The 12,600-nt window shown below is 69.6% G+C and carries 10 protein-coding genes; all 10 read right to left on the bottom strand.

Annotation, left to right across the window (positions count from 1 at the left end):
* Positions 1-15: 15 nt before the first annotated feature.
* Entirely contained in the window at positions 16-1,740 is a 1,725-nt protein-coding gene (locus WI697_RS12125; RefSeq protein WP_345958638.1) for an NAD(P)/FAD-dependent oxidoreductase, read from the bottom strand.
* Positions 1,737-2,417 (bottom strand): acetyltransferase, encoded by a 681-nt coding sequence (locus tag WI697_RS12120; protein ID WP_345958637.1) that lies wholly within the window; start codon positions 2,415-2,417, stop codon positions 1,737-1,739. The genes WI697_RS12125 and WI697_RS12120 overlap by 4 nt, the downstream gene beginning before the upstream one ends.
* The gene (locus tag WI697_RS12115; protein ID WP_345958636.1) at positions 2,414-3,790 is read right to left on the bottom strand and encodes an ANL family adenylate-forming protein; all 1,377 of its coding nucleotides are present in this window, start codon (positions 3,788-3,790) and stop codon (positions 2,414-2,416) included. The genes WI697_RS12120 and WI697_RS12115 overlap by 4 nt, the downstream gene beginning before the upstream one ends.
* A complete protein-coding gene (locus WI697_RS12110) occupies positions 3,787-4,626 on the bottom strand; it encodes an SDR family NAD(P)-dependent oxidoreductase (RefSeq protein WP_345958635.1) in 840 nt (279 codons plus the stop codon). Before WI697_RS12110 ends, WI697_RS12115 begins: the two co-directional genes overlap by 4 nt.
* Positions 4,627-4,850: 224 nt before the next feature.
* Complete coding sequence (locus WI697_RS12105) at positions 4,851-6,029, bottom strand: M48 family metallopeptidase (protein ID WP_345958634.1); 1,179 nt, start codon at positions 6,027-6,029, stop codon at positions 4,851-4,853.
* Positions 6,030-6,031: 2 nt separating this feature from the next.
* On the bottom strand, positions 6,032-7,168 hold the full coding sequence (locus WI697_RS12100; protein ID WP_345958633.1) for a DUF898 family protein: 1,137 nt from the start codon (positions 7,166-7,168) through the stop codon (positions 6,032-6,034).
* 123 nt (positions 7,169-7,291) lie between these two features.
* Positions 7,292-9,016, bottom strand: a complete 1,725-nt coding sequence (locus WI697_RS12095) for a thiamine pyrophosphate-dependent enzyme (protein ID WP_345958632.1) — start codon at positions 9,014-9,016, stop codon at positions 7,292-7,294.
* Between the two features lie 74 nt (positions 9,017-9,090).
* Positions 9,091-9,558 carry a RidA family protein gene (locus tag WI697_RS12090; protein ID WP_298644224.1) on the bottom strand — a complete coding sequence of 156 codons (468 nt, stop codon included), beginning with the start codon at positions 9,556-9,558 and terminating at the stop codon, positions 9,091-9,093.
* Between the two features lie 45 nt (positions 9,559-9,603).
* Positions 9,604-11,082, bottom strand: a complete 1,479-nt coding sequence (locus tag WI697_RS12085) for an aldehyde dehydrogenase family protein (protein ID WP_345958631.1) — start codon at positions 11,080-11,082, stop codon at positions 9,604-9,606.
* Positions 11,083-11,403: 321 nt separating this feature from the next.
* Positions 11,404-12,519 carry an alkene reductase gene (locus WI697_RS12080; protein ID WP_082828905.1) on the bottom strand — a complete coding sequence of 372 codons (1,116 nt, stop codon included), beginning with the start codon at positions 12,517-12,519 and terminating at the stop codon, positions 11,404-11,406.
* Positions 12,520-12,600: the final 81 nt, after the last annotated feature.

Raw genomic sequence — 12,600 nt, 5'->3', positions numbered from 1 at the left:
CTCCTGCCTCGACGCTCAGACCTCGTATTCCGCGCCGACACCGTCGAAGCGCAGCCGGTGCTGGATCTCGACCGGCTGGTCGTCGCGGTCATAGCCTTTCAGCATCCCGGCCTCGATCAGGCGGATCACGATCTGTGACGACAGGTCGGGGCCGTCATCGGCCTGCTTCAGCCGCTTGACCAGTTCGCGATAGCCGACCGTCTCGTGCGAGAGCCCCGCCAGCACGTCGCGATGGGCTTCGGTCATGGCGTATTTCATCATCCGGCGGCCGCGTCCGTCGGCGACAAGCTGACGCTCGACCAGGCTGAAATCCATCGGGTCGACCTTGAAGGTCGGCACCAGCGAGACCTCGCCGCCGGTCCATTCGAACCGTTTGATCGCGTTCAGATTGCGGGTCAGCGTCCCGATCCACTGCACCCGCTTGGCGGCGAGTTCCTCTTCGGTGAAGTCGTCTGTGAGTTCGGTGCGCAGATGCTGGCCCAGGCTGATCATGTTGCCGGAGCGGTTGACGAATTTGCGCAGCAGCTCGTCCTCGTCCGTCTCTTCGGCCTGGCCGGTCAGGCGGGCGAACCAGGTCTTGTCCGAGAAGCGCTTGTCTTCCAGCCCCTGCACCCGGCGCTTCGACCAGAAGCTCGAGGCCGGCATGACTTCCGAGGCATAGCTGTAGAACGAGGCCAGGAACTCGTGATACTGCGAATAGCTCTCGCGATAGGCGGCGTCATACCAGGCATGGACATCATCGGCCCGGTCGGGATGGTCGATCAGGAAGTCGATCGCAGCCCCGGCATAGACACCCGACTGGGTGGCGAGATGCACGCCCTGCGAGAACAGCGGGTCGGTGAAGCAGGCGCTGTCGCCGGCCAGAAAGGCCCGGCCCATCGACATGCGCTCGGCATTGTACGACCACTCGCGGATGATCCGTGCCTCGGCGCGGGGATCGTCCAGATCGACGATGGAGGCAACCTCCGGCGCGGCGCGCAGGCAGTCTTCCAGGAAGGCCTGGCGGCCGCGGGCGTTGATCTCGGCGGCATTGTCGACATCGACCACCGCGCCCACGGAATAGGTGCCGTCCTTGAGCGGGATCATCCACACCCAGCCCTTTTCGAAGGTGATCGAGAAGGTGGTGCCGTCCAGGTCGCCGGTGAATTTGCGGATCGAGGGGTAGTAGTTCCAGACTGCGAGGGAGCGGTAGAACTCGTCATACCGCCTGAGCCCCAGCTCGCGGGCGATCAGCCCGTTCTGACCGGTGGCATCGACGACATAGGATCCGGGCAGCACCACCTCGGCATCGTCGGCCACCCGCCTTGCGCGGACCAGCACGCCGTCGCCATGGTCGTAATCGACCGAGGCGACCGCATGGCCCATGCGGATGTCGACGCCGGCATCGCGGGCGGCATCCAGCAGCAGGCCGTCGAATTCCTGGCGGTAGACCTGGATCGCGTGATCGTAGATCCAGGGCTCGGGCCGCGGGGTGGCGAAGGAGAAGGTCCAGGGCGCCTGCCCCAGCCCCCAGACGAAGGTGGCCGAGGGCTTGCGCACGAAGCCGCGTTCCATGATCCGGTCCATCAGCCCCAGCCGGTCGAGCAGCGACAGCGTGCCGGGCAGCAGGCTTTCGCCGATCTTGTAGGCGGGTTCGGTCGCACGTTCGAGCAGGACGACGTCGCGACCGCGGCGACGCAGGGTGAGGGCGGCAACGCAGCCGGCCGGGCCGGCACCGATGATCAGCACGGGATCGCTCATGGGGTCGTGACCTCGTTGGACGGGGTGGGCGTGGCAGCTTGGGGGGCGAACAGGAAGGCGGTCTTGGGCTGGTCCTTGCGGAAGACGAAGGCACCGGACGAAACATTGGCCGCGACCGATACGCCGGCCTGGATGCGGTTGCCGTCGCCCAGCGTCAGCCGCGGCTGAACCGAGGCGGCGATGCCGAAGAAGTTGTTGGCGCCGAGCGTGACATAGCCCGCAAGCTGCACCCCCGACGAGAACACGTTGTTGCGGCCCGAGACGCCGTCATGGCCGAAGGAACAGCCGTAATTCATCACCGTGAAGGGCCCGGGCCGGGCGTTGACGCCGATATGGACCCGGGGCCCGAGCACCGTGCCCGGGCCGATCTCCGCACCCGGCATGACGGTTGCGGTCGGATGGATGATGGTGGCGGCGGGCCAGCCGGCGTCGTCGAACCAGCGGGCGATCAGCTCGGTGCGCACCGCGATCTCGGCCATGCCGAGCGCGAAGACCTCGCCCGGGGCCGGCTGATAATCCTCGGGCCGCCCCAGCCAGGCGGGGGCCGGTGCACCGTGCTCTTCCCAGGCCGTGCGGGACAGGTCGAGGAAGCCACGCAGCGTGAAGCCGGCATCGGCGGCATAGGCCGCGACTTCCCGGGCGAAACCGCCCGACCCGAAGATGACCAGATCCGTCATGACGCCTCCCGCGAGATGAGCTTCTTGAACCGGGCCGAATAGGGGATGTCGGTCACGATCTTCACCCGGACCGGCACCTTGAACGGGTCGAGCCGCTCGCGGGCATGGGCCTTGACCGCCTTCACCAGGGCGGCGGGATCGGCGGGCACCGCGTCGGGGGCGGGCACGATCTCGGCCATCACCGCCTGACCGGTGATGGCGTTGGGCTGGCCGAAAACCTTGCAGTCGGCGACCAGGCCCGAGGCCATCAGCACGCCTTCGACCTCGGCCGGGAACACCTTCTCGCCGCCGACATTGATGATCTCCTTGGCGCGCCCCTTCACTTTCAGGAAGCCGTCGGGCGTTTCCTCGACCAGATCGCCGGTCCGGAACCAGCCGTCATCGGTGAAGGCATCCATCGGGTGGTTGAGATAGCCGACGATCCGTCGCCGGCTGCGCAGCCACAGCTCGCCATCGACGATGCGATGCTCGACCGCCTCGTCGTCGAAGCGCATGGCCAGGCTGGTCGAAGCCCGGCTGACGGTGGAGACGATGCCGGTTTCAGAGGTGCCGAAGGTCTGGAGCAGCCGGGCGCGGGGCAGACGGCTGCGCAGCAGGCCGAGCAGCCCTTCGGGCATCGGCTCGGTGCCGTAGGTGATCATCCGCAGCGTCGAGAGGTCGTGGGCCTCGATCGCGCCGCTCATCAGCATGAGATTGAGGAAGGTGGGCGAGGCGGGCAGCACCTGGACCCGGTGCCGGGCGATGGCGCCGGCAACCGCCAGGGGCGTGCGCTCCGCGGGCAGCACCAGGGTCGTGCCCTGGGCCAGGCTCGAGAAGATGGTGTTGATGCCGCCGATATGGTCGAACATCAGGAAAAGCAGCAGGCGCAGGGGCTTGGTGCGGGGGGCGCCGCCCAGATAGCTGGCGCTCAGCCGGTCCAGATCGTGCAGCATCGCCTTGGGCCGGCCGGTGGTGCCGCTGCTGAACAGGATCAGCCCGGCATGGCCCGCCTCGCGCAGTTGTGCCACCAGCGGTGCCTCGTCGCCTTCGGGGGTGATCGCTTCCGGCCGGTGGCCGGTTTCGGGGCGCAGCTGCCAGACCGCCCGGGCAAGGGCGGCCTTGTCGCCGCGTTCGGCCGGCACGGTCGAGGTGTCGAGCGCCACGACGGCGCCCAGCGCCTGCAGGGCCAGCAGCAGGGCGAGCGTCCGGGCGCCGGCCTCGCCGTCGAGCTTGACCACATCGCCGGCGGAAACTCCGGCCGCCCGCAGCCCTTCCGTCGCGTCCCGGGCCTGATCGGCGAGGGCTGCGAACGAGGTCTCGATACCGGTTGCATCGTCGATCAGGGCGACCGCCGCGCCGAGGCCGGCGATCCGGTCGAGCAGGCTTTCGGTCATCGCGATACCCCTCCCAGATAGATGATCTGGCCGGTGACCATCGCGGCCGCCGGGTCGGCCAGGAAATCGATGACCCGCACCACCTCGTCGGTGGTGGCCAGCCGCGACACGGTCTGGGCCGAAAGCAGCCGGTCGATCGTCTCGGGCGGCACGGTCCGGGTCATGCGGGTGCGCACCGGCCCGGGGCCGACGGCATTGACGGTGATGCCCATGGGGGCAAGTTCCCGCGCCAGCGTCTGGGTCAGGCTTTCGACCGCCGCCTTGGCGGCGGCATAGGCGGCCGCACCGGCGAGCTTCAGGGGAACGGCGACGCTGGACAGGTTGACGATACGCCCGCCCGCCGGGGGCGCGTCTGCCGGGGCGTCCCGATCCCGGCGGCGGGCTTCGGGCCGCATCAGCCGCGCCGCTTCCCGGGCGCAGACGAAGCTGCCGATCACATTGGTGCGCAGCAGGGCGTCCAGCGTTTCGGCCGGGGTCAGCAGCGCATGGTTCATCGAGGCTTCGCCGGCGGCATTGATCAGCACGTCGATCCGGCCATGGGTGCGCCGGATGGTCGACATCATCGTCTTGACCGCCGCCTCGTCGGCGACGTCCAGCCGGTGGTGGACATAGGCCGGATGCTCGATGGGCGAGGGGCTGCGGGCACAGCCATGCACCAGATCACCCCGTTCCAGGAAATGTGCCGCCGCCCGCCGGCCGATCCCTTTGCTCGCCCCGGTCACCACCACCACCCGGCCGGATACGTCCGGCCCGCGGGCGACAGATGCCGCCCGGCCGGCGCCTGGCGTCGTCTCTGTGGTGCCGTCCTCGGCCGGAAGCGGGGCGTCTTCATCCATGAGGTGCAACCTCGAAGAAGAAATTACCCTGGGGTTGATGGTCCGCCAGCATCATTCCGTCCCGCTCGCCATCGGCGGCGGCGGCCCGCGGTCATAACGTCTGGGTTGCTTAATTCAGGGTAGACCCGCGCTTTGGCAATATCCAACCTTATTTTTGGTTGTGATATGTTCAATGATATACGCGTATTATCCCCTGATACGCGGATGGCACCCGGTGCGGCGGGTCACGAACCGGAGGGCTTGTCGCTGTTCTTCAGCCGCTGACGTTCCGGCCCCGGGGCCGGCGGGCCGGATGCAGAAGAACCGCCGCATATGCCCTTGAGCGCCTGCCAGTCGGTGTCGCTCAGCAGGGCGGGGCCCTCGGTGGCGGTCCCGGCCGCGGCGGTTCCGGCGGCGGCCAGGCGGGCCAGACGGTCGGCCCCGAAGGGGTGGCTGTCCAGCAGGGTGCCATGGCCTTCGGTCTCGCCGGTCACCCGCACCAGCAGGTCGCCGAAAGCCGCAGGAGAGCGGCCCAGCCTGGTCATGGCCGCGGCCGAAAAGTCGTCGGCGGCGGTTTCCGCATCGCGGGAATAGGCGGCATTCAGCACGGCATCGGCGGCGGTGACGATCGCCGCGCCACCTGCCACATCGCCGAACAGCAGCCCGATCACGAAAGAGGTGCTGCCGGCCCGGATCACCATCCGGAGCCCGTCGCGATGATGGACATGGCCGATCTCGTGGGCGATGACCCCGGCCAGTTCGTCGGGGGTTTCGGCCTTCTGCAACAGGCCGTCGAAGACGTAGATCCGCCCGCCCGGCAGGGCGATGGCGTTGACCACGTCGGACGACAGCACCACCACGTCGATGACGGTCTCGTCGTCCTCGGGCGGCAGGCCGGCATCGATCAGGGCCCGGACCATCTGCCCCAGCGCGGCCTGACCCTGGGGACGGGTACAGGCCTCGCCACCCAGCAGCGCCCGGACCTGACGGTCGGTGGCCTCTCCCAGCCGGGCCTCTACCGAACGCGGCACCAGCGGCGTGATCCGGTCGGCCGCGAAAGGGATGCCATAAAGCGCCAGCAGCACGATCGAGACGCAGGCGGCCGCCGACCAGCCGAGCACCTGGCGGGTGCGCCCGCGGCCCTGGCCATGATCGAGCGCGGGGCAGCGCGTTTCGACGGCGCGCGCAAGCCCGGGGTCGGCGATCTCCAGCCGTGCCAGCGGGTTGCTCCCCGCCAGGGTCTTCAGGCGCAGCCGGCCGTGGCCGTCGGCGCGGCGGATGTCGTCCCAGGCCCAGCGGGCGAGCGGCGTGCCCTCTTCGACGATCTCCAGCACCGGGCCGATGATGATCGTGACCTGCCGTCGGCGCGCGCTCCGGCCGTCGAAGAAGATCGCGCGGGCATCGGTTCCGGACGCCTCGGTCATGGTCAGAGACCCCCGATATTGAGATCGAGCCCGCCGGCGAAGCCTTCGCCGATCGCGTCCACCGCCTCGCCCTGACCGGTTGCGTGGTCGGCCGCCTCCAGCCCGTAGACCGCGGTGGTTTCGACGATCCGTGCCCAGATGTCGCGGGTCAGGTAGATCCGCACCACCACGCCTGCGGCGAGCGCCATCAGCAGATAGCCGAGCCCCAGGCCGCCCAGCGCCAGCGGATGGGCGAAGGCGGCGGCGTAATCGGGCGTGCCGTCGGGGGCAGGCTGTGCCAGGGCGGCGGCGAGGCCGAAGATGCCGGACACCCAAAGACCCATCAGAATGCCCAGCAACACCCACCAGCCGGTCGCCTTCCAATAGGTGCCGAACAGCGCCCGGCGCTCAAGATAGCTGTGGAAGCGGACCTCGCCGAAGCGGACATTTGACACCCACCATTGCAGCATGGTCGCCCGCCAGGCGGCGATCAGGAAGGGCAGGGGGATGATGGTCAGCAGGGCCGGCACGGTCAGCAGCCAGAGATGCCAGCCGCGGCGGAACAGCTCGCGCCCCGTGCCGTCGAACCCGCCCTGAAGGTCGCCATAGGCGGTGTGGCGCATGCGATAGCGCTCAAGCGCCGCCTGCCGCCAGGGCAGGGCGGCGCCCAGGCTCAGCAGCACCGCCAGATCCCAGAGTGCCGCCCGCCAGGCATAGCCGATGCCCGACCCGGTCATGGTGAAGCGCAGCCCCCGCCAGACGGTCCGGGTCACCCGATAGCGGCGGGCCCGATAGACCGCGAACTGGGCAAAGAGATAGAGGAACAGAGAAAGCGGCAGGCTGGCGAAGGCCTGCACCCGCTCGGCCTCGATGCCGATCAGAAAATACACGAGATAGGCCGGCATCAGGATCGCGGTCGCGATCAGGAAACCGATCAGCAGTTCGCGGGCGCGGCCGACATATTCCAGCGGGTCGCCATCGACCAGGGTATGGGACCACAGGTGCCGGCGGATGTCGGTGGCCAGCCAGAAGCGGTAGAAGCCGAAGGTGACGAGTTCAAGCAGCGCCCCCCGCAGGACCAGGTTGCGGAAGACCCGCCGCACGCCGTGGAAGCGGGTCCAGCGGGTGGACGGGGCGGAGGCGGGCAGGGTCTGGTCCATGGGGCGCGGCTCGGAAAGTTGGGGGGCGCCGGCACGCGGCGGTCTTCTCAGATAGCCGGCAACGGCGCCCCGCGCAACCCTGTGTTCATGCGAGCCGTTCTCATCACCTTTTGGTGGGGGCGATCAGAGCGGTCCGTAGGCCGAGATGTCCCTGGGGTCGGTTTTCACATGCACCAGCGCCGGGCCGTCATGGGCCATGGCCGCGCGGAAGGCCTCGGCGAAATCCTCCGTCCGCTCCACCGTGAACCCGGCGGCGCCATAGGCCCGGGCGAGCAGGGCGAAATCGGGCCGTGACAGGGCGATCCCATGGCCGCGATCGCGACCGATGCGCCGGGTCTGGTGCATCAGGATGGTGCCGTAGACGCCGTTATCGACCACCACCACCTTGACCGGCAGGCCTTCGAGCACGGCGGTCGCCAGTTCCTGACCGGTCATCAGAAAGCCGCCATCGCCGGCGAAGACCACCACCGGGCGATCGGGATCGGCCGTGGCGGCCCCAAGCCCCGCCGGCAGGCCATAGCCCATGGCGCCGGCCTGGGTGGCGAATTGCGTGTCGGGCCGCCGGAACGGCCAGTAGCGGTGCACGAAGCCGGCGAAATTGCCGGCATCGATCGCGACCGCGGCCTCGGGGCCGGCAATCTCTGCGGCCATCGTCACCACCGCGGCCATGTCGACCGCACCCAGCACCGGCGTGACCGGCCGGGCGGCGAAATCGGCGACGCCCTTGTGGATCGCATCGCGCCAGTTGATCCGGTCGGCCGGCGGTTGATGCTCTGCCAGCCGGTCGGCGAGCGCGTCGAGCCCGGCTGCCACATCCGCCACCAGCATATGGTCCGGCAGGCGGGCGCTGCGGCCGGCGGCGCGGGCGATTTCCCCGGCATCGGGGTAGAGATGGATGACCGTCTGATGCGGGGCGGGAAGCGTCCAGCCCTCGCTGGTCACGTCGTCGAGCCGGCTGCCGGCGACCAGGATCAGATCGGCCTCGGCAAAGGCACGCTTCTGTGCCGGGCTGCGGCCCAGCCCCAGATGGCCGAACCAGGCCGGATGGTCGGCTGGCACCAGATCCTGGCGGCGGAAGGCGGTGGCGAGGCCGCAGCCGCTGACCCGGGCCAGCCGGTCGAGGGCGGCATGGGCGCGGTCGAAGGCCGCAATCTCGCCCGCGATCACGATCGGGCGGGCGGCTGCGGCCAGTGCCTCGGCGGCGGCGATGGTCTGGGCGGCACCGGGCAGGCCGGCCGCGGCCCGCAACCGGCCGAGATCGGGACCATTGGCGCGCACGCCGCCGGCGATATCGGGCAGGGCATCCGCCGCGATCTCGCCTTCGGTCACGTCCTCGGGCAGGACCAGGATCACCGGGCCGGGACGGCCGGCCATGGCGATGCGCAGGGCGCGGGCGGTGGCCCCGGCACAATCGGCGGCGGTGCGCGGTTCGATCACCGCCTTGACCGCATGGCCGAACATGGCGCCGTAATCCACTTCCTGAAACGCCTCCAGCCCATGCTCGCGGGTCGCGACCTGGCCGACCATCAGCACCAGCGGCGTGGAATCCTGGGCGGCGACATGCACGCCATGGGCGGCGTTCGATGCGCCGGGGCCGCGGGTGACCATGGCGATGCCGGGCAGGCGGCGGGCGCGCGCCCAGGCTTCGGCGGCGCAGGCGGCGCCGGTCTCGTGGCGATGGACCAGCAGGCGGATGCGGTCGGCATGGACGCGCAGCGCCTCCAGCACGGCCAGGTAGCTTTCGCCCGGCACGCAGAAGGCGGTGTCGATGCCATGGGCGATCAGGGTGCGGATGATGGCCTCGCCGCCCGAGGGCGGCGTCGTCGCGGAGGCGTCGGTTCCGGTCATGGGCGGGGATCCTGCAGCGGGGGGCACAAGCGAAACCGCCGCAGCCCGGGGGGCTGCGGCGGTTCGGATCCGGATCAGGCGATCTCGGCGACGATCTCGACTTCCGTCGTCACATCCAGGGGCAGTTCGTTCACCCCCACCGCCGATCGGGCATGCTTGCCGGCATCGCCGAAGATGTCGACCAGCACGTCCGAGGCACCGTTGCCCACCTGCGGCTGGCCGTTGAAGCCGGCGGCGGAGGACACGAAGATCACCACTTTCACGATCCGCTTCACGCGGTCGAGATCACCGCCGCAGGCGGCCTTGAGCTGTGCGATGCAGTTGAGCGCGCAAAGCCGGGCCGCGGCGGCGCCGTCTTCGATCGAGCGCTCGCCACCGACCTTGCCCTTCCAGACGACCGCACCATCGGCGACCGGGACCTGGCCGGAGGTGTAGACCAGATTGCCGGTCACGGCATAAGGCACGTAATTCGCGACGGGGACGGCGGGCACCGGCAGGGTGATGCCCAGTTCTGCGAGACGCGCCTCGATCTTGCCCGACATGGCTCAGCTTGCTCCTTCGGTCGTGGGGAGGACGCCCGGACCCTGTCAGGCGCCCGGACGGCCGGTCGCGCCGGCGGTCAGCCGGATCGCGACGTTTTTGGTCTGGACATAGCCGAGCAGGGCTTCGACGCCCTTCTCCCGGCCATAGCCCGACCGCTTCATGCCGCCGAACGGCGTTTCGATGCCGCCGGCGAACCACTCGTTCACGAAGACCTGGCCGGCGATCAGGCGGTCCGCCACCAGATGCGCCCGGGCCAGATCGCGGGTGTAGACACCCGCACAGAGACCGTAATCGGTGCCGTTCGCGATGGCGAGTGCTTCTTCGGCATCATCGAAGGGCAGGATGGTCAACACCGGGCCGAAGACTTCGTTCTGGGCGATTTCGGAGGAGGGGGTGGTGCCGGCGATGACGGTCGGCGCCATGAAATAGCCCGGCCGGTCGACCCGGCGGCCGCCGGCGGCGGCGGTGGCGCCGGCCTGAACGGCGCGCAGGCACATGGCCTCGATCTTGTCGAGCTGGCCGTCCGAGATCACCGGGGTCAGCTCGGCATCCTCGATGCCCGGGCCGATCTTCAGCGCCGAGGCGGCGGCGGCCATGCGCTCCACCACCTGGTCATAGACCGGCCGTTCCACCACCAGCCTGGACGAGGCCGAGCAGACCTGGCCGGCATTGGTGAAGATGCCGCCGCGGGTCGAGGTGATGACCTGATCGATATCGGCATCCCTGAACACCACGCCGGCCGACTTGCCGCCCAGCTCCATCACCGCCGGCACGACCCGGTCGGCCAGGGCATGGAGGATCCGGCTGCCGGTCTGGACCGAGCCGGTGAAGACCAGATGGTCGATATCGCCATGGCCGGCGAGGGCGGCACCCGCCTCGTGGCCGAAGCCGGTCAGGATGTTGACGACACCGGCCGGCACGCCGGCATCGTGGACCGCCTGGGCGAGTGCTGCCAGCGACAGGGCCGAAAGCTCCGGGGTCTTCATCACCACGGTGTTGCAGGTGGCGAGCGCACAGGCGATGGAGCGGGCACCGATCTGGAGCGGGAAATTCCAGGGCACGATCTGGGCCGACACGCCGAAGGGCGCATGCACGGTGTAGTCGATATAGTCGGGGCCGAGCGGGATCGACTTGCCTTCCAGCTTGTCGGCCATGCCGGCGTAATACTCGAAATAGCGCGCGGCCGCGGCGACGTCGCCACGTGCAGCCGAGATACGCTTGCCGTTGTCGAGAGTTTCGACCAGCGCGATCTCCTCGGTCCGCTCCAGCAGGATCCGGGCGATGCGGTGCATCATCCGCGACCGTTCCACCGGCTTCATGTTCTGCAGCAGGCGGGCGTTGAAGGCCTTGCGCGCGGCGGCCACCGCCATGTCGACATCGGCGGCTTTGGCGCAGGCGATGTCGGCGATGACCTCTCCGGTCGCCGGGTTGACCACCGGGATGCGGGTGCCGTCCAGGCTGTCGACGAAGCGGCCGTCGATATAGTGCTGCCAGCTCCGCTTGATCTCGTTCGTGCCGCTCATGGGTTCCTTGCCTCCCTGGTGGTCGTTGCGCCATCCGGGCCCCCGGGTCGTAACGATGCGGCTCGTTACGATGCGGGTCGTGAGCATGGGGGTCGTCACTGCGGGGGCCGGCGCGCCGGGCAGCATGCCAGCCCCGGGGCGGCCGCACAATTCCCGCAAGCCGTGGCCCCGGCAGATTTCCACTGCCGTCCACCGGGCGGAATCCCGCGTCCATCAAGGGGGACGTCCGGCGGCCATCAACACGCGAACGGGCCGGGCCCTGCCTGCAATTGCAGGCGGAACCCGGCCCGCCGGAGGGGGCGTCGGAGACGGTCCCTCAGGTCACGCGGCGGCGACCCGGCCATCAAGGGTCGGATAGTCGACATAGCCCCTGGCACCGCCGCCATAGAGCGTGTCGCGATCGAGCGGTGCCAGCGGCGCGTTTCGGCGCAGCCGGTCGACCAGATCGGGGTTGGAGATGAACGGCCGGCCGAAGGCGACCATATCGGCCCGGCCTTCGTCGATCGCGGCGATCGCGGCCGCGCGGTCATAGCCGTTGTTCACGATCCAGCCATGGCGACCGAAGGCCTTGCGCAGGGCGGCATAGTCGAAGGGCTGATTGTCGCGCGGGCCGCCGGTCGCGCCTTCGATCACATGGATGAAGGCGATGCCACGCCGGCCGAGTTCCGTGGCGACATGGCCATAAAGCGCGGCCGGGTCGGAATCCTGGCCGGCATCATTGGCCGGGGTCACCGGCGAGAGCCGCACGCCCACCCGGTCGGCGCCGAACACCGAGATCGCGGCATCGGTCGCCGCCAGCAGCAGCCGGGCGCGGTTCTCGATGCTGCCGCCCCAGTCGTCGGTGCGGGTGTTGGTGGCGTCCCGCAGGAACTGTTCCAGCAGATAGCCGTTGGCGCCGTGGATCTCGACGCCGTCGAGCCCGGCGGCTTTGGCATTCTCCGCCGCCTTGCGATAATCCTCGATCAGCCGCGGCATCTCGTCGGCGGAAAGGGCGCGCGGGGTTTCGAAGGGCACGAAGCCCGCTTCGGTGAAGGCCTGGCCTTCCGGGCGGATGGCCGAGGGCGCCACCGGCGGCACGCCGCCCGGCTGCAGGCTGGGATGCGAGATCCGGCCGGTATGCCAGAGCTGCATGAAGATCCGGCCACCCTGGGCGTGGACGGCCTGGGTGATCGCCTTCCAGCCGGCCACCTGCGCGGGCGTGAAGATGCCCGGGGTCCAGGCATAGCCGCGGCCTTCGGCGCTGATATTGGTCGCCTCGGTGATCAGCAGGCCGGCCGCGGCGCGCTGGGCGTAATAGGTGGCGGCAAGCGGCGAGGGCACGCCGTCGGCGCCGGCGCGCGAGCGGGTCAGCGGCGCCATGGCGATGCGATTGGCGAGCGTCAGCGAGCCCAGCGTCACCGGCAGGAACAGGCGGGCATCGGAAATCTGGTCGGTCATCGGGTCAGGTATCCTCGGACGAAAAAATGCGGAGCGGCGGGCCGGCCGCCGGCCGAGGCGCCGGGGTGGGCCCGTCAGATG

The sequence above is a fragment of the Tistrella mobilis genome, assembly GCF_039634785.1.
GTDB classification, from domain to species: Bacteria; Pseudomonadota; Alphaproteobacteria; order Tistrellales; family Tistrellaceae; genus Tistrella; species Tistrella mobilis.
The sequence above is the reverse complement of the archived record's forward strand: the minus strand, read 5'-3'. Positions and strand labels throughout refer to the sequence as shown.